The sequence below is a fragment of the Roseinatronobacter domitianus genome (assembly GCF_023336755.1).
In the GTDB taxonomy this organism is placed as follows: domain Bacteria; phylum Pseudomonadota; class Alphaproteobacteria; order Rhodobacterales; family Rhodobacteraceae; genus Roseinatronobacter; species Roseinatronobacter domitianus.
The window spans coordinates 17,878-44,075 of record NZ_JALZWP010000019.1; the positions used below are offsets into that span (position 1 = coordinate 17,878).

Here is a 26,198-nt window from a genome sequence, read left to right on the forward strand (position 1 = left end):
AAAACCGGCCCCAAGCGGGCCGGTTTTTTGTTAGGCGCTCAACACGCGGGCGGGCTTGCCATCCAGCCAGCCATCAAGGTTTTCGACCGTCTCGCCATAAAACGCCGCAAAGGTTTCGCGGACGCTGTAGCCAAGATGTGGTGTCAGAACTGTGCGCGGGGTGCGGCGCAAGGGGTGTTCCGCAGGCATGGGCTCTTGGTCATAAACATCTATCCCCGCGCCTGCGATCCTGCCCGTCGCCAAGGCTTGGATCAATGCGCTTTCATCCACCAGTGGCCCGCGAGCGGTGTTTATCAGGTAGGCATCCGGTTTCATGCGGGCGATGTCATCTGCCCCGATAAGGCTGCGCGTCGTCGGCCCAAGCACCAAATGCAGAGAGATAACATCGGCGCTGCTGAAAAGCGTGTTTTTGTCGACATATTGCGCGCCGCTGTCATCCGCGCGTTCTGGCGTCAGGTTGGGACTCCAGGCGATGACGTTCATGCCGAATGCCTTGGCAATCAGGGCCATCCGCGCCCCAAGCCTGCCAAGCCCCACGATCCCAAGGGTTCGACCGTAAAGCGCATGGCCCAATCGCGTCTGCCATGCGCCGTCCCGCATTGCAGCAGATTCGTCGGGAATGTGCCGCATCAAGCCGATGATAAGACCCCAGGCCAGTTCAACGGTGGCATAGACGCCATTTCCGCTGCTGCCCGTCGTCATCACCGGTATGCCAAGCTCGGCCGCGGTGGTGCTGTCTAGCGTCCGATTGCGCCGCCCGGTGGCGGAAATCGCCTTGAGGTTGGGCAATTGACGTATCACCTCACCGGGGAAATCGCTGCGTTCCCGCATCAGGCAGATGGCATCATAGGGCGCAAGTTCACTTGCCAAATCCTCGAGCGCGATGGGATCGCGCAGGAACGTGACCTCTGCACGGTCCTTCAGGATCGACCAGTCGGCAAGGCGCTCTGCAACGCCCATGTAATCGTCCAGCACGGCGATGCGCGCGGGGCGGTCTTTCGGCAAGGCGCGATAGTCGGTCATTTGTCGTTTTCTCCGTTGGTTTTGCGCTGTTCATGGCGCGTGATCAGCCGGACGATCCACGGGATATTCGGCATGAAAATGAAGATACGCACCAAGTGGAACGTCGTGATCAGGATGAAGTTCTGTTCCAGGAACTTGGCCGTCAGCGCCATTTCCACGACACCGCCGGGCGCTGCGCCCAAAACCATGGTGCGCCAGTCCACGCCTGTCAGGGCAGCAATACCAAGCGCGCTGATAATGCAGGCCCCAAGGGTCAATACCGCCGACAGCGCGCTGGTCAGTGTCAGCCGCCAGGCAGATGACAGAATTTCACGCCGAAAGATTGCCCCTAGCCAAGTGCCAAGCACGATCTGCGCCAGCGCCAGGATCGCTGGTGGGAACGGGGCAAGCCCCTGACCGCTGGCGGCAAGAGCGGCTGCGGCGGTCAGGGGGCCAAGGAAATTCGGGTTCGGGACGCGCAAGAACCGGAATACTTGCGCCGCTGCAAGGCCGATCACGGCCAGCATGATGATGTGCCAAGGGTCGGACATTGCAAGCGTGACCGGCTCTCGCCCGCCTTCAATGGCATAAAGCGAAAAGGGCAGGATAAGCACCACCGCGGCAAGCCGGAAGGTCTGCGAGAAGATTACCGGCACAGTCGGCACGCCCGCCGCTGCGGCCATTGTCGCGGCTTCGACCGGGCTGGTTGGCATTGCCGACATAAAGGCCTGCGCAAGGCCCTGACCGGTCAATCGCGTCATTAGCAGCGCCACAAAGAAAATGCTGACCCCCGTTGTCAGAGCGGTGCCGACAATCACGGGCGCGAAGGCTATCAGCATCTCCAGTGCCTCTGGCGAAAACGCAAGGCCCACCTGTGTGGCGACGACCACCTGACCAAAGGCACGCAGCTTCGTGGGCACGACAAGGCGCGGCGCTGGTCCCATGAACACCGCCGCAGTAAACACCAGTGGCCCGGTCATCCAAGGCAGCGGGGCGCCAATGCGCTCAAATACCCAGCCCGCGCAGGCGGACAACACGAAAAGCACCGTCAGTCCGACAATGTCCCGCCATTTCCCTGTCGGGGGCGGTTGCGTTTTCTTGTCTGAGAGCGGTGAGCGCATCCGAACCTGATCGGCCAAGATTCTCCACCATTGGCCACCTTGACGATTATCTTGTCCACAGACTAGCCTAACGGACGGTCTTGTAGACCGGCCTTTTTATCGCGCAAGGATAACCAAAGATCATGCAACGCCGCATCAGCTTGCCGCTCAATCCGCTCCGATCCTTCGCTGTCGCGTCGCGGCACAAGACCTTTACTGCCGCAGCGCAGGAACTGGGCGTAAGCCAAGTCGCCATTAGCCGGCAAATCGCGATCCTGGAAGATTTCCTGGATGTCAGCTTGTTCGAGCGCGGCGTGCGCTCTGCAAAGCTGACCGAGGTTGGACGTGCCTTCGGACTGGAGATTGCGGGCCTGTTCGATGATCTGGAACGCGCCACTCAAAGGATGATCAGCCGCGAAACCGAAGGAACGGTGAACCTGCGCGTGCATCCGACTGTTGCGCATCACTGGCTGATGCCAAAGCTTCTGGATTTCACGGCGCGCTACCCGGATATCCGGGTCCGCTTCGACACGCGGGTCGAACCGCTGGATTTCAGGGGCACGCATCTGGACGTCGCCTTGCAGCTTGGCAGCGGCGACTGGCGCGACACACGCAGCCGCAAGCTATGGGACGAACAGGTCGATGTGGTCTGTAATCAGGCCTATCTTGACAAGATCGGCGGCATTTCCAAGCCCGAGGACGTGACCAAGGGCGAGTTGCTTCATTCGCGCTACCGCCGCCGCGCGTGGGAGTTTTGGGCCAAGGCAGTAGGCGTGGATATTGATGTCAACAGCGGCACCGATTTCGAAACGTCACTTCTCAGCTTTTCGGCAGCGGAACAGGGTTTTGGCCTTGCCATCGGACAATTGGGCCTGCTGGACGACATTATCGCCGAGGGGCGGCTGGTGCGCCCGCTTGGGATGCGTATCCCGACCGGAGCATCCTTCTACATCATTTGGCCCTCGACCGTCTCGGTCAGCGTCAAGACCAAGCGGTTCGTAGACTGGCTGCTGTATCAAGTGGGGCAGCCGCATCAGTTCTTCGCCGCTGTTTCAGATGCAGAGCCCTGATTGGATCAAACTCAGGATTTGCCGAGCCTGATGTCTGCTCAGGATATAGCGGCGAATATGGCTGCTAACCTGATCTCGACTTAGAAAAAGGCGGTGTAGGTCATGGGCGAGCTTCTGCGCGACAAGATTGCAATCATTACCGGGGCAGGACAACAACCGGGTGCCACGCCCGGCAATGGGCGCGCGACTGCGATCCGCTTCGCGCAAGAAGGTGCCACCTGTGTGTTGGTTGATATCAACGGCGATTGGGCGGAAGAAACGCGCGAGATGATCGGCGGCGACCGCTCTATTGTTGTTGCGGGCGACATCACAAAAGAGACTACATGTCAGCACATCGTGCAGCAGACATTGGATCGGTTTGGCCGGATTGACGTTCTGCACAACAATGTCGGCCAGTCCAAGGGAGATCGCGCCACGCCCGACCTTGATGTGGAGGCGTGGGATGCCATCATGACCCTGAACCTCAAGGCGATGTTCATGCTGGTAAAGGCAGCGTTGCCATCAATGCGCGACACGGGCGCCGGGTCGATCGTCAACATCTCCTCGACCGCGTCCTTTTCGATGCGCCCGACGGTGGCCTACAAGACCTCCAAAGGGGCGATTAACACCTTCACACAGCACCTTGCCGCCGAAAACGCGCGGTTTGGCGTGCGGGCCAATGCGATCTTGCCGGGGCTGATCGACACGCCGATGGCGATTGAGCGGCGCGCGGTTGAAAGCGGTCGCCCGCGCGAGGATATTCGCGCCGAACGCAACGCCCTCGTCCCGATGGGTCACATGGGAGAGGCATGGGACGTCGCGAACGCAGCCGTGTTCCTTGCGTCGGACGAAGCAAAATATGTCACTGGCGCGTTGCTGCCCGTCGATGGCGGCTTGCTTGTAAAGCGAGGCTAGGAAATGACCGATAACCCTTTGATCCAACTCGCACAGGCGGCACATGCTTGGCAGACTCGCGATGTGCCTGTCGCGGTCGAACATGACACGCGCCGTGCGGTGCTGGACTGGTTCGGGTCGATGCTTCCCGGCTGTCTTGAGGGTCCGGCAGTTGCCTTGTCGCATGCTGTGGCGTCCGAACAGGGGCAAGGTGCGGCGGTGTCCTATGTGGATGGTCAGCGCGGGAGCGCGCGCCACGCGGCGCTTTTGAACGGAACGGCAAGCCACACCGCGGAGTTCGACGATATTTTCCGTGACGGCGGCTATCATCCCGGAAGCCCAACGATTTCAGCGGCGCTTGCCGTCGCACAGGCCGAAGGCGCGTCGGCGGATGCGTTTCGCCGGGCCGTTATCGGGGGCTACGAGGTCGGATGCCGGATCGCAATGGCGCTTCAGCCAAGCCATTACCGGGACTGGCACATCACCGCCACCGTGGGCACAATGGGCGCGGCTGTCTCCACCGCGATGATAAAGGGCTGCACCGCAGAGCAAATCGGCAACAGCATCGCGATTGCCAGCAGCTTTGCCGGGGGGCACCAGGAAAATTTGCAGGGCAAGGGGCAGACCAAGCCGCTTCACTGTGGACATGCCGCCGAGGCAGGCGTTCTGGCCGGATTGGCGGCAGCAGCCGGCGTTACCGGATCGCGTGACAGTCTGCATGCCGACCATGGCTACGCGGCCGCAAGCAGCGACACCACGGGGAACTGGGGTATGGCGCTTGCAGGTCTTGGCGACTGGACGCCGATCTCGCGGATGACGTTCAAGAACCACGGGTGTTGCGGCCATATTTTCCCAACACTCGACGGGTTGCGGGTTTTACAGGCACAGCATGCCTTCGGCCCTGCGGATATTGATGGGATAGAGGTGGAGGGATATGGCCCAACCGCGTCGATCTGCGACAGACTGGACGTGACGACGCCACAAGATGCGCGCTTCAGTGTGCAATATTGCGTGGCCGCGCTGTTGTATATGGGCGCAGTGCGCTTGGCGGCCTTCACGCCAGAGGCCTTGGCGCGTGCCGATCTGCGCGCCTTCATGCCCAAGGTTCGCGTTACCGAAGATCCGGAAATCGCAGCGGCTTATCCAAGCCGCAGGCAAGCGCGGCTTCGCGTGACCCTGAAGGATGGCAGCGTTCTGAAGCATTTCCAGCCCACGCGAAAAGGCGACCCGGATGACCCGCTGACCGATGCCGAGCTTGTCGCCAAATTCGACGAATTGGCCGGGCTGGCCGTGACGCAAGACGACGCTGCGCGGCTTAGGCGTTGTGTCATGGCCACCGATGAACTGCCCGGAAGCGTGCCACTTCACCCCGCAAACCAATCCGCCGCATGAGCCAAATTAACCAGCATCAGGACGTCCCGAAGATGGAAGAAACCAAATCCTCACACGGCTTTGCGGCCGATTTCATTGAAACCGAACTGCGTGGGACGGTAGCCATCATCCGCCTGAACCGACCCGAACTGCGCAATGCGATCAACGACCAGATGCGGCAGGAGCTTATTTCTGCCTTCGAATGGGCCGACCGGGATGCGACTATCCGCGCTGTGATCCTGACAGGCGCCGGCAAGGGCTTTTGCTCCGGCGGCGATATCGGGGGTATGCGCGACCGGCTGGAGGCTCCGCAAGGGGACGTTGCCTTCAATGGCTGGAAACGCCAGAAACAAACGCATCGCGGCGTTGCGGTCATCCATGGCTGCACCAAGCCGGTGATCGCGGCAATGAATGGCTCGGCCTTCGGCCTTGGCCTCGACATGGCAATGGCGTGCGATTTCATCGTTGCGGTCGAGGGCGCAACCATGTCGATGAGTTTTCTCAAGCGCGGGTTGGTGTCTGACGGCGGCGGCATGTATTTTCTACCGCGCCGTGTCGGTCTGCCATGCGCCAAGGAGCTGATCCTGTCGGGCCGCGTTGTGGCGGCAGATGAAGCCCTGTCGATCGGGTTGGTGGACCGCGTGGTTGCACCTGACACCTTGATCGATGCCGCCTGCACATGGGCCGAAGAGTTGACCCAAGGCTCGGCGGCATCGGTTGCCTTGACCAAGTCGATCCTAGACAAGACCTTCGAAAGCACGGATGAGGAAATCTTTGCCCTTGGCCGACAAGCGCAGGCGATCTGCTACACCACGACCGACCATCGCGCCTCGGTCGAGGCGTTCCTTGCCAAAATGGGCAACAAGGACTAGGGCATGTCGCGCAAAAATGGTTCCCGGTTTGCGCAAAAAGACATGCGATAACATAAGGTTAGAGTGGGTCGGGCGAATCCCAATGAATGCAACGCGCTCTGCTGCGCGCGGCGCAAGGCGGCGGCTGTTCCTATGATCCCGTAGCGGATGGGTCCGAAGCGAAATGCTTCAGCTGTGTCCCAAGACACTGTCAAGGTTCATGCAAGCAGCCTCTGCGGCGGCCAAGGCGCCTTCCAGAAAGCCGCCATCTTCGCTTGCGGTTTCGGAACCTGCGAAGATGACTCGTTCGGTTCGGGGGATTGCACGGTATCTTGGATGGCTCGCTGGTGGGGTTCGGTCTGCTGGCGTGGCCGTGGCGTGATCCGCGCTCCAGTCCTTGAAGATCACGTCAGTGGGGTTTCCAGCATCTGGCCCGAACAGGCGCGCCAGTTGTGCGACGGCGGCGTCGCGGAAATCTGGTGACTGTGCCGCGCCGGGATGGGCAAAGCCGAAGAGCGCGCCTGTCTGCGCATCGGCAGGCGACGCGTCGTGGATCTCTGCCAAGGGGCCACGATGCGAGATTGCATCCCCGTTGAAGCCATTGGTCCGCCAGAAGGGGGCCGCATAGGTCGCCACCAGCTTCGCGTGTCCGGCCATCCATGTTGGCACGTCCGGCGCAGTCGCGCCAATCTGCACCGCCAGCCGTGGGGGCAGCGCAAGAATGACGCGCCCGGCGCGGATGGTCTGGCCCTGTGCCATGACCGTCACGCCGGTTGCATCCTCGCTTAAGTGCGTGACCGGGTGCGACAGCCGCAGAGCGTCGCCAAGGGCTGCGGCCAGCGCATCTGTGACGCGCGCCAGGCCACCGGCAACGCGCAGCGCGCCGCCCATTGTGGCGAACTCCAGGTCGCGGCGGATGGCACCGGTCGCGTCCTCGAATACCAGACGTCCGGTTGTATGCTGTTCAAAGCTGCGCAAGCCCAGACGATCCAGAAGCGCCAACATGCGGCGGTTATGCGGCCATATCCATGACGGGCCAAGGTCATAGCCGTTTTGCGACAGCACGCGTCCGCCGGGACGGTCACGGGCGTCGAGCAGGATCAGGTCACGGCCCTTGGCGCGCAACATGGTGGCCAATGCAAGGCCCGAAAGCCCGGCACCGACAATGCAAATTTCGGTGTCAGGGATCATGCCGCAATCCCGATCACATTCCGCAAATGGCCTGACTTGGTCCAGATTTGCGCGCCTTCCGGGCCTGCCTGTGCGTGGAACTCTGACCCCACAGGCAGGCGCAGCCAGTCCCAGCGGGAAAGCGTATCTGTTCCGTCCGACAGGCTGCCGCCGATGACAAAAACTTCCAGCCCACCCGACGCATCAAGGCTGCGCACCGCCCCCGGCGCCCAATGTTCCATCGCGACGCTTTCACGGTCATCGCCATGCAAAAGCAGCGTGTCAACGCCCGGCGCGGTTTGCGACCATGCGGCGGCACGGCTGTCTAACTGGACCTGCGTGCGATCATCGGGATCGAACTGATGCAGTTTCACCAGGATCGTCGCGCCGTCCAGTGCCGCCGGTTTGTGCGACGAGGTCGGCGGGTTGCGCACATAATAGCCCGTCGGAAAATCGCCATCCTCGTCCTGAAAGGTGCCGTCGAGCACGAGGTATTCCTCGCCCCCGTCATGCGTGTGGGGCGAAAAGGCGCTGCCGGGATCAAAGCGCACGATGCTGGTGGCGCGCGCGACCTCTTCGCCGATACGGTCCAGCATCCGGCGCCGGACGCCGGGCATGGGAGAGTCCACCCAGTCATTCTCGTCAAAGCGCACAAGCGCGCGCTGGTTGAAATCTGCATTCAGCTTCATGACGGGCTACTCCGGTTTATCTTGCGCGTCTCCTATGCTGCTTAAATTGGGCGGGACGGCGGTCGCGTCAACTCTGAACCAGCGCGTCCTGCAAGCAGTTTGATGTGCTTTGCGGTCAGGATGCTCAAGAATGCGCGCCAGAAAGGATTTTCTGACGCCCTCTAGATGGACAGGCTGATACGATAAAGCGGCATGCAAGCCCGGAACATTAACCCCATGCCCCAAGCGAAGGAGCCTATGACACCCTTTGCAGATTGCAACGCTGTGCGACTGCCCGCTATACGCGCAGCTTGTCTGCACCAAAGAAGCTAAGCCGCTCCGGGTCGAATGAAAGGCCAACCTGCGCGCCGGGTTTGACGGGGCTATCGCCTTGAATGCGGGACATGACCTGTCCCAAGGCACCGCAATCCGTGACGATGAAGCTGTCGGCGCCAAGATATTCCACCACCTCGACCATACCCGAACATTGGCCAGCGCCGGGTTCGACGAGGCTGATATGTTCGGGACGAATACCCAGATTGACGGCAGGCGACGCGCCTGCGAAAGGCCCGGTGCCGCCACCCTCCAGAAAATAGGCACCTGCCTCTGTTCGGCAGGGAAGGATGTTCATCTTGGGGCTGCCGATGAATTGGGCCACGAACAGGTTCGCAGGCCGTTCATACAGGTCTTTCGGAGTGCCGACCTGCGCGATCTTGCCGAATTCAAGCACCACGATGCGGTCGGCCAAGGTCATGGCCTCGACCTGATCGTGGGTGACATAGATCATGGTCGCTTGCAGCCGATGGTGCAGCTTGGCGATTTCCAGACGCATTTCGACCCGCAAGGCGGCATCAAGGTTCGATAGGGGTTCGTCGAACAGGAAAGCCGTTGGGTCGCGCACGATGCAGCGCCCAATCGCCACGCGCTGACGCTGCCCACCTGACAGGTCTTTGGGGCGGCGGTCCAGATAGGGGTCCAGCTTCAACACTTCGGCGGCCTTGCCAACTTTGTCGGCGATCTCGGCTTTTGACGCCCCGGCGGTTTTCAGCGAAAACCCCATATTGTCGCGCACCGACATATGCGGATAAAGCGCATAAGACTGGAACACCATCGCCAGCCCCCGCTTGGAGGGCGGTTCTGCGGTGACGTCGCGTCCATCAATCTCTAGGCTGCCGCGACTGATATCTTCCAGCCCGCCGATCATGCGCAGCAAGGTGGATTTGCCACACCCCGAAGGCCCGACAAAGACCACGAATTCGCCATCGTTGATTTCCAGATCAATGCCCTTGATGACCTGCACGTCGCCGAACCATTTTTCGACTGCGTTCAAACGGATCCGGCCCATCATTGCACTCCTGCGGAAGGCGAAGCCCAGGCCAGCCAGACCGCTGCGGTCCATGTAAAGCTGTCGCCGCCTGCCGGGTCGCCCGTGAGCGGGTCGTAATATTCCGCGAAACCGTGTTGCGTCATCAGTGCAGCCGTGCGGGCACGCAGTTCTTCAGCTTCGGCATGATGCCCCATATCGATCAGGCCCAGCCCGATCAGCATATTGACAATGGCCCATGTTGGCCCGCGCCAATAGCGTTTGGCATTGAACCAGTCGCTGCCGACCTTTTGGCTGGGAACGGGGTAGGCGCATTGATCGAAGGCCCGATGCAGTTCGGCCAGCATCTGCGGGCTGTCCACCCCGCCCAACCAGCACAGAAAGGACGCGTTCGACACCGAATTGGTATGCTCGCCAAGGTTCAGATTGTATCCGTCGAATACGCCCTTGTCATTGCGCAGGGCTGCCGCGCCGGCTGTCAGTTCGGCGGTCCAGCTATCCAGTTCGGAACGGTCCTCGCCCAGCGCATCGGCCAGCGCTGCCAAGTCACGATTGGCGCGCAGCAAGACAAAGGTCATCAGCGGATCCGCGACCTTGAAGGGCTGGTCTTGCGCCACCGCTGCGTCATCCCAACCCAAGCCACGTGCGCGCTGCACCAGCCAGATATAGCGGTCGTAATCTTCCTTGGTGGGGCGCATTGAGGCGTCTACATGCGCGGTGTCGCGGCGCGTATACTCGCCCACGCCAACCGGGTCGATGGCCTGCATGGCGCTGTCCCAGTCAGGCGCGTTGTCGCGCCCGCCTTCCCATGGGTGGGTGATAAAAATCATCCCGTCCGCATTGCGCCAGCGCATGAACCAGCGGTGCCACGCCACCAGCTTGGGGAATAGCGCAGCCAAAGGTTCGCGGCCCGCATCCGGGTTCTTGTCATAAATCATGCGCGCAAATGTGGCGGCGACGGGCGGCTGCGAGATGCCAGAGGACGGGATTGGCCCCTTGTCCTCTGTGCCCCAGACATCAGGCCCCGGAAAATACCCCGGATCGGGCCTGTGAAACAGGATATGTGGCAGCATCCCGTTGGGCCACTGCCCGGTAAACAATGTGGTCAGTTCCAACCACGCGCGGTCGATGTCGAATTGCGCGAACCCCCAAGCGGCAAAGGCGCTGTCCCAGTTCCATTGGTAGGGGTAAAGCCCAAAGGTTGGCAGCGTATAGCCACCACGGTCATTTTTGCGCAGGATTGCGCGGGCGGCCTCGTCTAGGGCAAGATGGTCCATTCTTGTCATCCTTTAACAGAGCCTGCGGTCAGGCCCTTGGTCATGAAACGTTCCAAGCCAAGAAACAGCGCCATGATCGGAACCGTGGCGACCACGGCACCGGCCATCAGGTGTTGGCGCGGAATCTCGGATGAATTGAGCGACGCGATGCCCCGCGTCAGGGTAAATTTGGACGGGTCGTCCAGCAGCATGAAGGCAAGCAGGAATTCATTCCATGCGATCATGAACACATAAAGCGATACGCTGGCCAGCGCGGGCAGCGCCAGCGGCAGGGTGATCTTCCAGATAACTTGCAGCCGGTTCAGACCGTCCATCAGCCCGGCCTCTTCCACCTCTTGCGGCAGGCCACGGAAATAGCCTTGCAACATATACAGCGCGACCGGAATGGTCGTGACCGGGTAGATCAGCAATATCCCGAAGATGGTGTTGCGCAGCCCGGTCATGGAGAAACCGATATAAATCGGCAGCGCCAGCACGATGACCGGGACCATGTATATGAGCAGGATAGAGCGCGAGAACGCAGCCCGCCCCTTGAAGCGCAGTCGCGCCACTGCATAAGCACCGGGGATGCTGAACAAAAGCGTAACGGCAACCGTCATCACCGAGATGAACAGCGAATTCACCATATAGGTGCCGAAATTATAGCTTGTGAACAGCTCATAATACGACCGGAACAAGCCCCAGCCCTGCGTCAGGTCCAGCGAGAAATCGAGCGGGTTGGCAACCAGTTGTTGCTGGTTCTTCAGGCTGGTCATGACCATGACGTAAAACGGGATCGCCACGATCGCAGTGAAGAAGATATAGCCGAACCCTGTCAGGAAGCGGATGATCGCATCCTCGAATTCGTGCCTGCTCAGGGGACCGGGCCGGATTTCGGCGAAGATCACGTGCAATCCCCAGCCACAGCCAAGCCCCGCAAGCAGCGCCGCGACACCAAGAGCCATAGTGCCGACACCTTCGGTCAGCATCGGGCCAAAGCCCGCCCAGAGCGTGACGACAAAAAGCGCCACCCCGGCCGCCATGGCAAAACCACGTTGCGGGATGCGCAGCAGCACCACGCCAAGCACCGCACCCATCAGCAGGGCTTGCAAGATGGACGGGCGAAAGCCGTCACCGGTGGCAAAGCTCATGGTAATGGCGACGGTGGTGGCGATAACCATGGTCCACAACGCGCCGATCACAGCGGCGGTCAGATATCCACGACGGATAAGGGTCATAATCCTTCCTCCCGGCTCATGAACTTGAAGAAAAACACCGAGAAACTGAGCAGGCACAGGAAGATGACCACCGCCACTGCGGCGCCCGCGCCAATATTCGACACGGCAAAGGCCTGTTCATAGACATTCACCGTCAGCGTGCGCGTGCCCGCATTGCCACCAGTCAGCAGGAAGATGTCGTCGAACTTGTTGAAGGTCCAGATGAAGCGCAGCAGGAACAGCACGCTCAGAATACCCAGAAGCTGTGGCAGGCTAAGATACCAGAATTTCTGGAAGGGTGACGCGCCGTCCATATCGGCGGCCTCATACATATCGCTGTCAATGGACTGCATGCGCGCAAGAATAAACAGGAAGGATAGCGGGAAATAGCGCCAGATCTCGAACACCGTGACCATGATAAGCGCAAGCGGCCTGTCGCCGAAAAAGTTGATCGCGCCCTCTGTCACGCCCATCTGCACCAAAAGCGCGTTGGCAGAACCGGAAAACGGGTCGAACAGGATCAGCCAGGAAAAGGCGACCGCGATGATAGGGGCGACATAGGGAAACAGGTAAAGCCCACGCAATATGCCTTGGCCGCGAAACGACTTGTTCAGCAGTAGCGCCGCGAACAGACCGACGCCCAAGGCTCCTACGGTGCCAAAGACCGTGTAAAACAGCGTCACACCCAGCACGCCCCAGAATTCGGCACCGTTGAAGATGCGGGCGAAATTATCCAGTGTGAAGGTCGTGTTGGTCAGGATGCTGTCGGATTTGCCGGTGACGTTGGGCAGGCTGGCTTCGGCAAGAGCCTCTGTGCGGTCAGCATCTTCAGCGGCAAGCGGGATGATGATCCGTTCGTTATAGCCGCCTTCCAGGGTGCCGATGTCGCAACTAAGATCACGCCCTTGCAGGGTGCAGACTGCGGGTAGGTCGCCGCGCAGCGCAACACCTTCAGGCAATATGTCGGACAGGATGACACCCGTGACCTGCTTGTCTTGGCTGGAATTGCGCAGCCTGTATTCGACGCGCAGATCCTCCCCGGCGCCGAGCACGCTTTCGCGCAAGATGGGTGCAGGCGGGCGCAGATCGGCCAGCCCGATGGGCTTGAAGCTGATCCAGAAAATTGCAAGCAAGGGCAGCACCACAACCAGCGCGACACTTGTCAGCGTCGGCGCAAGCAAGCCCCAGGCAAGCCGGGCTTCGCGCCGCGCAAGCGGCGTGGTGCCGTTGGGAGGAACGGCTGTCATCGGAACACTCCTGTCCGGGAAGGGGCCGCCACCTGTCTGGCGGCGGCCCGGCGCGGGTTACTCTATTGTGGCCAGTTCCGCATTCATTGCGGCCACGGCAGCGGTGGCATCAACCCGACCGTCGATATAGTCGCGCATCACCCGGTTTATGATCTGGCTGTTGATCATCTTGGATGCCAGAGCAAGCTGGCCCTCGGCCACGCCCCAGCGCTGCGCCACATCCAGTCCGCCAACGATCTCGTCGATCATGGCCGCGTCATAAAGGTCGCCCAAAGGTGCCTTTCTGTCCACGCCAACCGGCAAAGTAGCCCACAAATCCTTGAACTTGTTGGGTTCGTCCGGCGTGCCTGCACGCACTGGGAATTTGCCTTCGGGTGCGATCGACAGGGTCTGACCATAGCCTTCATCGACAGAGAATTTGATGAATTCCATCGCGGCATCAGTGTCGGCATCGGTGGTTATCCCGAAATACCGCACATCGCCCCAAGCGGCCCCATCGGGGTTCGACGGGCCAGAGAAATTGGTCACGATGCCGGTCAGGCTGGCCAGTTCCGAAGATGTCGGGTCGTCATTGATGGTGGGTGGCGCGCTGTCGCGCAAACCGGCCAGTTCGTCCAGAATGAACGGCGACCATATAATCATCGCTGCGTTGCCGCTGAAATACAGCGTGCGCGACTGGTCCCAATACAGATCTCCGGGCGGCGAGGCTTCGGCAATGGCCTTGTAGAATTCCAGCACTTCGATGGTCTTGGCTTCATCCAGTGGCTGGAACCCGTCCGGCCCCACGGGTGATATGCCATTGGCCAGGAAAACATGTTCCAGAACCTGGCTCATGAAGTTTTCATCCACCTTGGTGGCAGCGACGAAACCATAAAGTTCCGGCGGGTTGTGCAGCGCCTCAATCGCGGCCAGCACGTTGGCGTAGCTTGTCGGCGCCTCTAGCTCGGCAGCTTCGAACAGGTCATTGCGGTACAGGATCATCTGGGTCCAGCCATCGACCGGCACCGAGGCGGTGCCGCCGTCATAGGCGGCCATGGCAATCGCACCGGGTGCGAATGTTTCGACGCCCAGATCCTCGATTACCTCGGTTGCGGCGTCGGTATCCAAAATGCCCGCTTCGGCCCATGGCAGCGCATATTGCAGCGTGTGATAGATCACATCCGGCAAATCACCTGCTGCGAAAGCAGCGGTCGCGCGTGTGCCCAAGTCGCTTTCAGTGACCGGAATCACGTCGACCTCTATCCCCGTCATCTCCAGAAACTGGGCGGCCATCGCTTCTTGCTTGGCCAGTCGCTCTGGCTGCTCTTCGGTGGTCCAGAATCGAATTGTGTCGGCGGACACCGCCAGTGCAGACAGGCTGAGCGCCAGCGCCGTCCCTGTCATCAGCTTCGGTAAACGTGTCATTTTCTCTCTCCCTTGGTGCAGTTAATTAGTGGATCACGACGTTTCCGGCGCGACCCCGTGTGACCCGCGCGACTGAAACGCCGCACGACCCAATTCGCGTAAATCTTCTGGCGCCGCGCCCCGGCAGCGCTTTATCAGCAGCTCTGCAAGCCGCGCGCCAGCGGCCCGCGTGTCGACCCGGTAGGTCGAAAGCGGCGGGTCCAAAAGCGTGGTTTCGGGGATGCCGTCATAAGAAATGACAGACAGGTCCGTGCCGATCTTCAAGCCCCGATGGCGTGCCGCGTCATACACGCCAAGCGCGGCCCCATCGACAGAGCAGACGATCGCGCTGGGCGGATCGGACAGGTCCAGCAGGGTCGCGGCAGCACTCGCGCCCGCAACGCGCGCCATCGCAGGCGCAGCAATCAAGTTCGGGTCATGTGGCAAGCCGCTGCGCGCCAGTCCGGTCAGATAACCGTCATGGCGCAGTTTGGCATATGTGTAGCCCTCTGCCCCGGGAACGAAGCCGATGCGGTGGTGCCCTAGTCCCGCCAATAGCGTGACCGCATCCTCGATGGATTTTTCGCTTTCGATATCGAACCACGCGCAGCCGCGCGTATCGGTCGTCCGGCCATACAGCACGAAAGGCACATCGCGCATCCGCAGAAAGTCGATGCGCGCGTCGGTCAACTTTGTGCGCGGCAGGATGAAACCATCGGCCTTTTTCTCTGCTGTCAGGCGATCCAGCAACTCCAGCGTCTGGGTGTCACTGCTGGCTGTGGCGACCGTAAGGGTCCAGTCCTCGGCAGAGGCGGCCTGCGACAATCCGGCCAGGAACTCTGCCACGAAAGGACGGTGCGCATCATGTTCATTGACTTGTAACACCAGCCCCAGCGACCGCACGCGCCCCGTACGAATGGCCTGCGCGTGGCTTAGAGGGCGATACCCTAACTTTTCCGCAGCCTTGCGCACGCGCATCCGGGTCCGGTCGGAAATATCGGGGTGATCGTTCAAGGCGCGACTGACGGTTCCCTTGGTCAGGCCAAGCTGCGCAGCGAGATCAACAAGGCGCACGCGTTTCGGGGCTCCCGATCGCGGTTTATCTCCGCAAGCTTGCATGTGATTCGTCCTCCCGAGGTCGAAATTCGTTTTCGAAACCGGTTTCGGCAACAGCTTTTACCAGATTTCTTCACGCGCTCCGTTTGGCGGACCAAGGGAAACGGGAAAAGCTGTCAGAGGGTTGCATGATGGTTTTTCGCAAGACAGGTCTGTGCGACATTGGCCATGTGGTGACAATGCCGGACCTGCGCATTCGAAACTGATGCCGATTTGTGAGCGGGGAAAACCGGGTCGCAAGCCCCATAGGTCAGGCGGCAACACAGGCACATCACGAGTGGAGCGCGCCACTGTGTGAAAACAGAAAACATCCCTGCCCGCCATGTTTCAAGACATGGGGGCAGGGTTTGCCGAGCCAGCGTTTAGTTTGAATCGACGATACTGCGGACCTGCAACAGCCCCGTCAGCGGTGTGACCAGAGCGCCGACCGTGTCATTCCAGCGGGTGATCGGGTCATTTGTGACGAACACGATATCCAGTGGTGCCATCTTGAAATCGGTAGCCAGCACAAGCGCCGTGGCCGAGTGCAAGTTGAACTGGAACACGTCAAAGCCTTCCGGCGTCATGGGGGTGCGGCGGAACACGAAAATCCCGCGCGAATCTGCCCGGATGCGGTCGATTCCGCCAACTTCGGCCAGCACCTCGGTCAGCGACACAGGCACGTCGGTTTCCAGCGCTATTTCCTGCGTCGCGATTTCACCGAAGGTGAAGATCTTGTTGTCACGCATGGGCGGCACGTTAACGACGTCGCCCGGCAGAATAATCGGGTTCTGGCGCGTGTCGCCATGGTCGATAAAGGCTTTCAGGTTTACGTTATGCGCGGCACCTTTGCGGCGCACCAAAACATTGGAGAGATCACCGTCTGCCGTCATCCCGGCTTTGTTCAGCACATCGAGCAGGCGCTGTGGCACATTGGTGATCGTGACCGGCCCCGGCGCGCCAACTACGCCAGTTACAGTCGCTTGATGTGCGTTGAAACGCAGCACCGACACTTCGACCTGCGGGTCTGAAATGAAATTGCGCAACTGGTCTGTAAGGTCGGCGCGAATCTGGCTGGTGCTGCGTCCGGATGCGCGCACGGCCCCCACGAATGGGTAGAAGAACTGGCCCTGCTCGTTCACGATGATCCCGCGTTCAGTATCGGAACCGCCAGTTCCGGCGGCCTGAGTGCGCTCTGGGTCTGACCAGACCATGACGCGCAGTTCATCTCCCGGTCCGACACGATATGTGTAAGGGCTGGGGTTGCCCGGAGGGTTGGTCGCTTTGGCGCGGTTGGAACGGTAATTTGGCGTGCGATATTGGCCAATGTTGTCCGTTGTGATTCGCACCACGTTGATGTTTTGATCGGCGAGCGCATCCTGCGCTTCCTGAGACACCGGGAACCGCATTTGGCCCGCACATCCTGCCAGAACAAGCACCAGCCCGGCCAGAATAGCCCCCCGTTTGATCCCGTTTCGCATGTTACCCGCCTGTTATTTCAACCGTTGAAAATGCCGCCGACCCCCGTGGCGCAATAGCGCCAATCGTGCCCTAGCCGCACCTGTTTGCGAAGTTATGCGATATCCGGCACGGGAAATCCAGAACTCAGACACGCATAACGACAGCTTTCCTCGAACATGATGCAACCAAGTGCCAGTCCTATTTAGTGGGCTGCGGGGAACGGGATACAAAAACTGGCTGTTTATCGCGCTGCTGCGACCTTGTATCCAGAAGAGCAAGGCAGATGCCGGTTGCTCGACCAGCGGCAATCGGCGTATCAACCATAGGGATAATGACCGGACTGCGCTCCGTCTGGGTGGGGCGTGCAAGCTGCGTCATAACCGTCGCGCCAGACCGGACAGCAACAGGAAAATCTTGTAGATGCCCCATGACATTCATCCGCTTTTGCTGTGTGGTGGCAGTGGCACGCGATTATGGCCCTTGTCGCGCAAAAGCTATCCCAAGCAGTTCACGCGCTTGACCGGGGCAGAGAGCCTGTTTCAGACCTCGGCGCGCAGGCTGTCGGGGCCGGGCTTTGCGGCGCCCATTGTCGTAACCGGGGCGGATTACCGTTTTGTCGTGACCGAGCAGCTTGCAGGCGTTGAAATAGCGGCGGCTGCCACGCTTATCGAACCAGAGGCGCGCAACACCGCCCCCGCGATCCTTGCCGCGACGCTGCAACTTCATGCCCATTCGCCCGGTGCGTTGATGCTGGTCGCTCCGTCCGACCATGTCATTCCGGACGCGGCGGCATTTCGGGCGGCGGTTCAGGCGGCTATCCCCGCCGCGCAGGCGGGCCAGCTTGTGACTTTCGGCATCCGCCCTGACCGCCCCGAAACAGGCTATGGCTGGCTAGAGCTGACCGCGCTTCCCGACACGGCGTTCTCTCCCAAACCGCAACCCTTGCGGCGCTTTGTCGAGAAGCCCGATCTTGCGACAGCAGAGGCTATGCTGGCAGGAGGGCTGCATTTGTGGAACGCGGGCATCTTTCTGTTCACCACGGATATTATGCTCGCGGCCTTCGAGCAGCATCAAACGCAGTTGCTAGGCTCGGTCAGATCCGCTTTCGAGCGGGCCGAGACCGACCTGAACTTTCTTAAGTTGGCACCGAACCCGTGGGCTGTTTGTGCGGACATATCGATCGATTATGCGGTCATGGAAAAGGCAGACAACCTTGCCGTGGTGCCCTATGGCGGCTCTTGGTCCGACCTTGGCGGATGGGACGCGGTCTGGCGCGAAAGCGGGCCGAATGACGACGGGGTTGTGACTTTTGGGCCAAGCACAGCCATTGATTGCTCTGATAGCCTGTTGCGGGCAGAGGATGGTCAACAGGCGCTGGTCGGCATTGGTCTGACCGACATCATCGCGGTCGCCATGCCAGATGCCGTCCTTGTTGCGCATCGGGACCGGGCGCAGGACGTGAAGCTGGCGGTCGAGGCACTGCGCAAGCAAGGCGCGGCGCAGGCTGAAACGCTTCCACGCGACTTTCGGCCATGGGGCTGGTTCGAAAGCCTTGCGCTTGGCGGACGGTTTCAAGTTAAACGTATTCATGTCCATCCCGGTGCAGCGCTTAGTCTGCAAAGCCATCACCACCGGTCAGAACACTGGATCGTGGTCGAAGGCACTGCGCGGGTTACAATCGGCGATGATGTCACTCTTATTTCCGAAAACCAGTCGGTTTACATTCCGATCGGGGCCAAACATCGGCTGGAAAATCCCGGCAAGGTTCCGATGGTGCTGATAGAAGTGCAGACCGGAAGTTATCTTGGTGAAGATGATATCATCCGCCATGACGACATATATGCGCGCGGTCAGGGGGCGAAAGGGTGAGCGCCCTGACCTGCTTCAAAGCCTATGATATCCGGGGGCGCTTGGGCGTGGATCTGGATGCGAGCATCGCATATCGGATTGGGCGCGCATTTGCACAGGTGCTTGGCGCCCGGCGGGTCGTGCTGGGCCGCGATTGTCGCCAGTCTTCGCCCGAACTGGCTGCGGCGGTTGCGCAGGCGTTGGTGGATGAAGGGATCGAGGTTCTGGACCTTGGTCTGTCAGGCACCGAAGAAATGTATTTCGCCACATCACATTTCGGTGCCGATGGCGGCGTGTGCGTGACCGCCTCGCACAACCCGATCGACTGGAATGGGCTGAAGATGGTGCGGGCTGGGTCCGCTCCGCTTGATCCCGTGGCGCAGTATGCCGCAATGCGGGATCTGGCCGAGCGCGGTGCGTTCGGCGCCGAAAGGCCGGGTGGCCGGGTGAGTGATGTCGCGCAGACCGCGCGGGCCGCCTATGTTGCACGCGTCTTGTCACTGGTCGAGGTAACGGCCATGCGCCCGCTCACGATCCTCGTCAATGCGGGGAATGGCGCCGCTGGGCCGACCTTTGACGCGCTTGCCGCGGAATTATCGCGCCGCGACTGCCCGCTGCACTTTCTGCGTATGAACCATACGCCCGATGGCCGGTTTCCCAACGGCATTCCCAACCCGCTTTTGCCAGAAACCCGTCCCGCCATGGCAGAGGCTGTTCGCACCAGTGGCGCAGATTTCGGCGTGGCGTGGGATGGCGACTTCGACCGCTGTTTCTTGTTCGATCATACCGGCGCGTTCGTGGATGGCGAATATGTCGTGGGCCTGCTGGCCGATGCTTATCTGCGCAAGCACCCTGGCGAGACGATCATTCACGACCCTCGGATTATCTGGAACACGCAGGACATTGTGGCGCAGGCCGGGGGGCGTGCCGTGCACGCACGCACCGGGCATGTCCATATAAAGCAGGCCATGCGTGACGAAAATGCCGTCTATGGCGGTGAAATGTCGGCCCATCATTACTTCCGTGATTTCATGTTTTGCGACAGCGGCATGATCCCTTGGTTGCTGATCGCTGAACTGGTCAGCAGGGATGTCGGGCTTGCTGATCTTGTCGGGGCGCGCCGCGCGGCATTCCCGTCTTCCGGGGAGATCAATTTCACGCTGGATGACCCGCAGGCGGCGATGGATCGCGTTCTGTCCGAATTTGGAGCAAAGGCCATCCGTATCGACCGCATCGACGGGATCGGGATTGATCTGGGAACTTGGCGCTTTAACCTGCGCCTGTCCAACACAGAAGCCATGATCCGCCTGAATGTCGAAGCCCGAGAGGATGCCACCCGCGTCACCCAAGGAATTGCGCGTGTCAAAACCTGCCTTTTCGGTTAGGTCATCGCCGACACGGCCAGCGCATAAAAGGTGCCCGTTATGAATACCCTGTTCTTCATCCTGTCCAAACTCGTTTGGGGGGCCTTGAACCCAGGCACATGGCTGGTGATCGGATTGGCGCTGGTTATTCTGGGCCTGTGGCGCGGCTGGCTACGGCTCGCTCGTGGCGCAGCCCTTGTAACCTTGTGTTTTGTGGTATTGGTGTCCGTGGTGCCGATTGGCCAAATCCTGCTGCGCCCGCTCGAAACCCGCTACCCGGTTGGCCCGGATATGCCTGCGCCCACTGGCATTATCGTTCTTGGGGGTGGTGAGCATATCGCGCGCTCGGCTTTTTGGAAGCGGCCTGAACTTAACAATGCAGCGGAACGCTTTACGGCAACCATGGCTTTGGCCCGGCAATATCCTGATGCAAGGGTCATTTTTACTGGCGGAAGCGGCGCGCTGGGGGATTTGGGCAACACGGTTTCGGGCGCTACCGTCGCGCGGGCCTTTTTCGCCGAGCAGGGGCTGGACCCTGACCGGCTGACATTGGAAGGCGCCTCTCGCAACACTGCCGAAAACGCCACGCGCAGTTTCGACCTGATCCAGCCAGAGCCATCGCAACGCTGGGTTCTGATTACAAGCGCATTCCACATGCCCCGCGCGATGAACAGCTTTACCCGCGCGGGCTGGACCGGAATCACCCCCTGGCCGGTGGATTTTCGCAGCGCCGCAATACGGTTTCGTTTGACCTGGTCATTCGTCGAGCATCTGCCCGTGCTGAACACCGCGCTTCGCGAATATCTTGGGCTGTTGGCCTATCGGGTGACGGGCCGGTAACGCGTTGCGAAATCGGCGCTGTTCGGACGCACCGCCACAGTAACCCATGCCCGAACTTATCGTAAGAAGAGCGCAACCCGCCCAGCCGAATATCCTATATAATTCAGAGTCTTATCTGAAAAACATGGTGCCCAGGAGATGCGCCAAGCATATGTTTTAAAATGTTTTTATATGTACAGCCTTGCCGCTATCCACCTTCCTACAAGGCAAAACCTGCCCGAAACTGTCTTGACCTGTCCGAGCCTATCCAACAAGCTAGGGTGGATATTTAGGGGGATAGGAAATGCGGGCGAAAAACAGACTGACGGCGGGTTTTCTAAAATCGCCCCCGGCTGGCAAGCATTGCGACGGGGGCGGGCTTTGGCTGGTGGTGCGCGAAGATGGCGGCGCGCAATGGGTACTGCGCGTAACCGTTCACGGGCGGCGGCGCGAAATGGGCTTGGGGGGCTATCCGGCACTCGGATTGGCTGAAGCCCGCAAGCAAGCGTCACGCTGGCGCGATATGGCGGCGGCGGGTCGTGACCCGGTCAAGGAACGCCAAGCAGAAGAACGGGCGGCACGGCGCGAAGATATATCGCTGGCAATCATTACCGCTGATGCCTTTGAGGCCCGCAAGGCCGAACTGAAAGGAGACGGCACGGCAGGCCGGTGGCTGTCACCGTTGGCCCTTCACGTTCTACCGAAGCTTGGCAAAGTGCCTGTCACCGACCTCGACCAACGCGACATTCGCGACACGCTGGCACCACTTTGGCATACTAAAGCAGAAACCGCACGCAAAGCGCTGAACCGGCTTGCAATCGTGATCCGCCATGCGGCGGCGTTAGGCTTGGATGTGGACCTGCAAGCGACCGAAAAGGCCAAGGCGCTACTGGGCCGGTCCCGCCATGTGCCCCAAAGCATACCCGCGATGGCTTGGGCCGATGTGCCCGCTTTCTATGCGAGTCTTGAAGAACCGTCTCCAACGCATCTAGCATTACGGCTCTCAATACTGAATCCCGGCGTGCGCTCGAAACCCTTGCGCCATATCAGGCTCGATCAGATCGAGGACGACGTTTGGACGGTGCCGGGCGAGGATATGAAGGGCCGCAAAGGCAAAACCCCTCCTTTCCGCGTGCCGCTCTCGACGGAAGCCCTGCGCATTATCGAACTGGCGAAACCGCACGCCCGTAACGGCTTTCTGTTTCCAAACCGAAATAAAGGCGTGATTAATGACATGACCCTTTCGCGATTTATGGAAAGGCGTAGGCTAGAAGCGCGTCCGCATGGCTTCCGCACGTCGATGCGCACTTGGCTATCAGAGATGACCGACGCCCCGCACGAAGTTGCAGAAATGATGATTGCCCATGTTTCGGACAGCGCCGTGGTGCGCGCGTATCGCAGAACCGACTTTCTGGAACAACGCCGCGTGCTGGCCCAACGGTGGGCTGACTATGTCACCGGCGGCGCTGCGCGGGTGGTGAAGCTGGAAAGTGAGGGCTAATGGCAAACAAAAAATGCAAAAAAACGAGCCGAAAGCTGGCTCCAACCCCACAGAAAGCCGCGATCCAGCATTCAAACGAATGGGGCATTCCAGACTGGTGTGATGCGGCAGCCTATGGTGACGTTTCTAAGTGGAACCTTAACCGATGGCGCTGGGAGTTTTACAGGCGCCGTGATGATCTACGGGCTTTCTTTGATCGGTGGGCATGGGAGACCTACGAGCGAGATATTCCCCGCAATGAGGGCCAGAAACCTGATGAGCCTGGATTTATCGCATCGCCCGACGCCGGTGAAGGTGTCGCAAAAGAGATGCTTGCTTTCGGATATGCCGGCATACCAAACCCACGTATCGGAGAGCAAAAAGACATTACCATCATGCCGTTTGAGCAACTCGTGAAGCGGATAAATTACATCGACCCGCGACACAAGAAGCCAAGACGCATAAGCATTGCGGATGCAATAAGAGGCATCGAAGGCGACCTCCATGAGATAAGGCTTAATGAGCATCATTTCGCAGTAAGATTTGATCTCGACAAGCCACTCAGACCACAGATCGACCAAGCAAGCCGAGTGCTTAAAGCAGCCCAAGTCCGGCTTCATGGCAAAACAATTCAGCGCAGGTATCCAACCGATAAGTGGCTATCTTATCTGAGAACATTGGATGCTAGAAGTGAACTTCCGGGCGCGTCATGGCGGCGGTTCACCGATCGCCTGTACGCTGAAAACCTATTGGACAGGCACAAAGACCCCGCCGGGAACTATTGCATCCCGCCGCCCCAAGCAGGACGAGACAAGTGGGAGGCAGCCAATGCCTTGCGATTTAATTTTTGATTTTTGCGCACAATTCCTCCCAATGTAGAGGCGTGCAATTCGAGGCCATCCCGAACAAAGAAGGATGGTCACTATGACCCAGCAATATCTGACGTTCCGCGAGCTTCGCATGAAGTTGGGCAAGCGTTCGCGTTCTGCGATCTATGATGATTTGAAGACTGGCCGTTTGCCAAAGCCCATTAAGCTTGGCGGCAAAAACTACTGGCCTGAAGGTGATCTTGACGAACACCTTAAGACCCTTCGCGAGGAGGGATCCTGAACAATGGTGGAAAAGAAAAACCCCTGCGCGCTGGCGGGCGCGACCGGGGCGGGATTGCTTTGCTATGCGAAAGCCCCTTCTAACCAAAGTGTAGCACTTTCCCAACAGAGCGACAATGCGTTCAACCGCGCCAATGGCGTGTTTGAAATGGTCAACCCAGCAAATCAATCCACGCTTTGGCTGGCAACTGCCCACTTCCAGGGGGCGTGGGCATGACCGATGCAAAAGAACTCTCCCTAGCACTTGGTGGGCGCTGGCATGGGCAATATGGCGTCGCGCCCTGCCCGATTTGCCAGCCTGAGCGCCGCAAAGACCAAAACGCATTGACGTTGGCGGATAGTCCCGATGGACGGCTGATGCTGAATTGCAAGAAATCAGCCTGTAGCTTTCTCGACCTGCTGGCGGTGGTCGGCTTGCGCTCGGGGGATTATACGCCACCGGATGCTGCAACCCTTGCCAAGCGCGAACGCAAAGCCACAGCCGAAGCCCAGCGCAAGGCCGAACAAGCGAGGCGGCTTTGGCAGGACGCCCAACCAATAGCGGGCACGGTGGTGGAAACCTATTTGCATCGGCGCGGTATAACTTGCGAATGGCCCCGCACGCTGCGCTTTCATTCTGATGTTTGGCACGGTCCGACAAAGAAACGGTATCCCGCCATGATTGCGGCGGTGCAAGGGACGGGCCTGCCCGCTGTGCACCGCACTTACCTTCAACGCGATGGCTTGAACAAGGCGGCAATTGACCCAGACAAGATGATGCTGGGAGCCACATCTGGCGGCGCAGTGCGCTTGTCTGATGGGCCTTCGCGGCTGGTAGTGTCTGAAGGCATTGAAAACGGCTTGTCACTGCTTTGCGGGCTTCTGGATAGCCCTGCGACGATATGGGCAGCGCTGTCAACTTCTGGCTTGCGCAGGCTGCGTCTGCCGCCGCAGCCGGGGCGGCTGACAATCGCAACCGATGGCGATGGGCCGGGGCGTGAAGCTGGACACGCGCTGGCCGTACGGGCGCACGCCTTGGGCTGGCAAGTTTCAATTCTCGACCCCGGAACCGGCCGAGACTTTAACGACATTTTGCAGGAAAGGGCGACGGCATGGATGCGAAACCCCATATAAAAGAAACCGACTTTACGCCCGAAGGACCGCAACCTCTTGTGCGCGAAATCGCTCCTGGCGCAGCCTATCCGGTGCACGCGCTCGGGCCGCTGCGCCCGGCGGTGGAAGCGGTGCAAGGCATGACACAAGCCCCCATGGCAATCCCGGCGCAATCTGCGTTGGCGGTGGCTTCCCTGGCCGTGCAAGGCTTCGCGGATGTGGAAACGTTGGACGGGCCGCGCCCAACTTCGCTTTACGCGATGACAGTCGCCCGGAGCGGCGAACGCAAAAGCTCTTGCGATGCGCCCTTTATGGCTGAGCTTCGTGCTTATGAGCGAGAACAGTCCAAAGCCTTTCGTGAAGATTTCCGGGCTTGGGAAAACGAGCAGGCGCTTTGGGATGGTGCGCGTAAAAAGATTCTGGACGATTCCAAAAAAACGAAAGGCGAAAAGCACACGGAGGTACAAGCCGACCTTGAAGCGCTTGGGCAAGCCCCAATTGCCCCAGTTGTACCAGACCGAACAGTGACAGAACCGACCTTCGAAGGACTGACAAAGCTTTTCGCGCATGGGCAGCCCAGCCTTGGGCTGTTTTCGGATGAAGGCGGGCAATTTTTGGGCGGGCACGCCATGAAGTCGGAAAACAGGCAAAAGACGTTGGCCGCATTTAATGACCTTTGGCAAGGCAACCCGATAAGGCGCACGCGCTCAGGCGATGGACACGCGACGCAATTCGGGCGGCGGCTGGCGGTGCATCTGATGGTGCAACCGACTGTGGCGCGGGACTTCATGGCTGACCCGCTGGCGGCTGACACAGGTTTTCTGCCCCGCTTTTTGATTTGCGAACCGCCCAGCACTATTGGAACTCGGATGCAAGCGAACGCCCGGCGCAATGACAAGGCGCTGGCAAACTTTGCGGCGCGGCTACGCCACATTCTGGAAAGCCCCCTTCCGATGGACCCGGAAACCCGTGAACTGCAACCACGAACGCTGCACCTGACACCTGATGCGCGCACTTTGCTGGAGGCCTTTGCTGACGCTATTGAAGCGGCTCAAGCCCCCGGTGGTAGCCTGGCACATATCACGGGCACGGCGTCCAAGGCAGCAGAACAAGCAGCACGAATTGCAGGGGTGCTGACCCTGTGGCGCGACCTGCAAGCCCCGGCGGTGGAAGCCTGCGACATGGCAGACGCAATCGCTCTTGCGCAATTCTACCTTTCAGAAGCTTCACGACTGGCAAGCGCTGCAACGGTATCGGCTGAAATGGTAATCCCCCCCGAAAGTAAGGGGCTGCATAAGTAGAATTTTCTCGGCATGATGAACGAGGAGATTTCGAATGAAGACAAGCAGATACACTGAGGCGGAGATCATCGCGCTCCTGCGTCAGGCCGAAGGCGGG

The 26,198-nt window shown here is 59.9% G+C and carries 24 protein-coding genes; 13 read left to right on the plus strand and 11 right to left on the minus strand.

All coding sequences use genetic code 11. The features are described from left to right. Window positions 1-30 precede the first annotated feature (30 nt). Both M3N55_RS14510 and M3N55_RS14515 read right to left on the minus strand, forming a co-directional pair. A complete protein-coding gene (locus M3N55_RS14510) occupies window positions 31-1,023 on the minus strand; it encodes a D-2-hydroxyacid dehydrogenase family protein (RefSeq protein ID WP_249060362.1) in 993 nt (330 codons plus the stop codon). After that, the gene (locus tag M3N55_RS14515) at window positions 1,020-2,141 is read right to left on the minus strand and encodes an AbrB family transcriptional regulator (protein ID WP_249060363.1); all 1,122 of its coding nucleotides are present in this window, start codon (window positions 2,139-2,141) and stop codon (window positions 1,020-1,022) included. Before M3N55_RS14515 ends, M3N55_RS14510 begins: the two co-directional genes overlap by 4 nt. A 104-nt stretch (window positions 2,142-2,245) precedes the next feature. Here M3N55_RS14515 and M3N55_RS14520 point away from each other — a divergent pair, with 104 nt between their 5' ends. From M3N55_RS14520 to M3N55_RS14535, 4 genes are all read left to right on the plus strand, one after another. After that, complete coding sequence (locus M3N55_RS14520; RefSeq protein WP_249060365.1) at window positions 2,246-3,172, plus strand: LysR substrate-binding domain-containing protein; 927 nt, start codon at window positions 2,246-2,248, stop codon at window positions 3,170-3,172. A 102-nt stretch (window positions 3,173-3,274) separates the two neighbouring features. Beyond that, window positions 3,275-4,066 (plus strand): SDR family NAD(P)-dependent oxidoreductase, encoded by a 792-nt coding sequence (locus M3N55_RS14525; RefSeq protein ID WP_249060368.1) that lies wholly within the window; start codon window positions 3,275-3,277, stop codon window positions 4,064-4,066. A 3-nt stretch (window positions 4,067-4,069) separates the two neighbouring features. Beyond that, window positions 4,070-5,437, plus strand: a complete 1,368-nt coding sequence (locus tag M3N55_RS14530; RefSeq protein ID WP_249060369.1) for an MmgE/PrpD family protein — start codon at window positions 4,070-4,072, stop codon at window positions 5,435-5,437. 32 nt (window positions 5,438-5,469) lie between these two features. Continuing rightward, entirely contained in the window at window positions 5,470-6,288 is an 819-nt protein-coding gene (locus tag M3N55_RS14535) for an enoyl-CoA hydratase/isomerase family protein (protein WP_249060371.1), read from the plus strand. 168 nt (window positions 6,289-6,456) lie between these two features. Here the strand turns inward: M3N55_RS14535 and M3N55_RS14540 are convergent, their stop codons facing one another. The 9 genes from M3N55_RS14540 to M3N55_RS14580 all read right to left on the minus strand — a co-directional run bounded on the left by M3N55_RS14540 (window position 6,457) and on the right by M3N55_RS14580 (window position 17,108). Further along, entirely contained in the window at window positions 6,457-7,458 is a 1,002-nt protein-coding gene (locus M3N55_RS14540; protein ID WP_249060374.1) for a flavin monoamine oxidase family protein, read from the minus strand. Next, window positions 7,455-8,126, minus strand: coding sequence for a cupin domain-containing protein (locus M3N55_RS14545; protein WP_249060376.1), 672 nt, complete (start codon window positions 8,124-8,126; stop codon window positions 7,455-7,457). The genes M3N55_RS14540 and M3N55_RS14545 overlap by 4 nt, the downstream gene beginning before the upstream one ends. Before the next feature lie 277 nt (window positions 8,127-8,403). Beyond that, window positions 8,404-9,450 carry an ABC transporter ATP-binding protein gene (locus M3N55_RS14550; protein ID WP_249060415.1) on the minus strand — a complete coding sequence of 349 codons (1,047 nt, stop codon included), beginning with the start codon at window positions 9,448-9,450 and terminating at the stop codon, window positions 8,404-8,406. Further along, a complete protein-coding gene (locus M3N55_RS14555; RefSeq protein ID WP_346429277.1) occupies window positions 9,450-10,706 on the minus strand; it encodes an MGH1-like glycoside hydrolase domain-containing protein in 1,257 nt (418 codons plus the stop codon). The genes M3N55_RS14550 and M3N55_RS14555 overlap by 1 nt, the downstream gene beginning before the upstream one ends. Window positions 10,707-10,711: 5 nt before the next feature. Further along, window positions 10,712-11,923 (minus strand): carbohydrate ABC transporter permease, encoded by a 1,212-nt coding sequence (locus tag M3N55_RS14560; protein ID WP_249060383.1) that lies wholly within the window; start codon window positions 11,921-11,923, stop codon window positions 10,712-10,714. After that, window positions 11,920-13,149 (minus strand): carbohydrate ABC transporter permease, encoded by a 1,230-nt coding sequence (locus M3N55_RS14565; protein ID WP_249060386.1) that lies wholly within the window; start codon window positions 13,147-13,149, stop codon window positions 11,920-11,922. Before M3N55_RS14565 ends, M3N55_RS14560 begins: the two co-directional genes overlap by 4 nt. 57 nt (window positions 13,150-13,206) lie before the next feature. Beyond that, a complete protein-coding gene (locus M3N55_RS14570) occupies window positions 13,207-14,553 on the minus strand; it encodes an ABC transporter substrate-binding protein (protein ID WP_249060388.1) in 1,347 nt (448 codons plus the stop codon). Window positions 14,554-14,586: 33 nt separating this feature from the next. Beyond that, window positions 14,587-15,606, minus strand: coding sequence for a LacI family DNA-binding transcriptional regulator (locus tag M3N55_RS14575; protein WP_249060390.1), 1,020 nt, complete (start codon window positions 15,604-15,606; stop codon window positions 14,587-14,589). 404 nt (window positions 15,607-16,010) lie between these two features. Further along, window positions 16,011-17,108, minus strand: a complete 1,098-nt coding sequence (locus M3N55_RS14580) for a polysaccharide biosynthesis/export family protein (protein ID WP_249060391.1) — start codon at window positions 17,106-17,108, stop codon at window positions 16,011-16,013. A 400-nt stretch (window positions 17,109-17,508) separates the two neighbouring features. Between M3N55_RS14580 and M3N55_RS14585 the strand changes: the two genes are divergently transcribed. The 9 genes from M3N55_RS14585 (at window position 17,509) to M3N55_RS14625 (ending at window position 26,101) form a co-directional block, all read left to right on the plus strand. Then, on the plus strand, window positions 17,509-18,957 hold the full coding sequence (locus M3N55_RS14585) for a mannose-1-phosphate guanylyltransferase/mannose-6-phosphate isomerase (RefSeq protein WP_249060395.1): 1,449 nt from the start codon (window positions 17,509-17,511) through the stop codon (window positions 18,955-18,957). Beyond that, complete coding sequence (locus M3N55_RS14590; protein ID WP_249060397.1) at window positions 18,954-20,321, plus strand: phosphohexomutase domain-containing protein; 1,368 nt, start codon at window positions 18,954-18,956, stop codon at window positions 20,319-20,321. Before M3N55_RS14585 ends, M3N55_RS14590 begins: the two co-directional genes overlap by 4 nt. A 39-nt stretch (window positions 20,322-20,360) precedes the next feature. Next, window positions 20,361-21,140 (plus strand): YdcF family protein, encoded by a 780-nt coding sequence (locus M3N55_RS14595; protein WP_249060399.1) that lies wholly within the window; start codon window positions 20,361-20,363, stop codon window positions 21,138-21,140. A gap of 283 nt (window positions 21,141-21,423) precedes the next feature. Further along, window positions 21,424-22,620, plus strand: a complete 1,197-nt coding sequence (locus M3N55_RS14600; protein WP_249060401.1) for a tyrosine-type recombinase/integrase — start codon at window positions 21,424-21,426, stop codon at window positions 22,618-22,620. Further along, window positions 22,620-23,450, plus strand: a complete 831-nt coding sequence (locus M3N55_RS14605; RefSeq protein ID WP_249060402.1) for a hypothetical protein — start codon at window positions 22,620-22,622, stop codon at window positions 23,448-23,450. Before M3N55_RS14600 ends, M3N55_RS14605 begins: the two co-directional genes overlap by 1 nt. Window positions 23,451-23,523: 73 nt before the next feature. After that, window positions 23,524-23,709 (plus strand): helix-turn-helix transcriptional regulator, encoded by a 186-nt coding sequence (locus tag M3N55_RS14610; RefSeq protein WP_249060405.1) that lies wholly within the window; start codon window positions 23,524-23,526, stop codon window positions 23,707-23,709. 3 nt (window positions 23,710-23,712) lie between these two features. After that, window positions 23,713-23,925 carry a hypothetical protein gene (locus M3N55_RS14615; protein WP_249060407.1) on the plus strand — a complete coding sequence of 71 codons (213 nt, stop codon included), beginning with the start codon at window positions 23,713-23,715 and terminating at the stop codon, window positions 23,923-23,925. Then, a complete protein-coding gene (locus tag M3N55_RS14620) occupies window positions 23,922-24,821 on the plus strand; it encodes a DUF7146 domain-containing protein (protein WP_249060409.1) in 900 nt (299 codons plus the stop codon). The genes M3N55_RS14615 and M3N55_RS14620 overlap by 4 nt, the downstream gene beginning before the upstream one ends. Further along, window positions 24,800-26,101: a YfjI family protein gene (locus M3N55_RS14625; protein WP_249060413.1), complete on the plus strand. Its 1,302-nt coding sequence runs from the start codon at window positions 24,800-24,802 to the stop codon at window positions 26,099-26,101. Before M3N55_RS14620 ends, M3N55_RS14625 begins: the two co-directional genes overlap by 22 nt. Window positions 26,102-26,198: the final 97 nt, after the last annotated feature.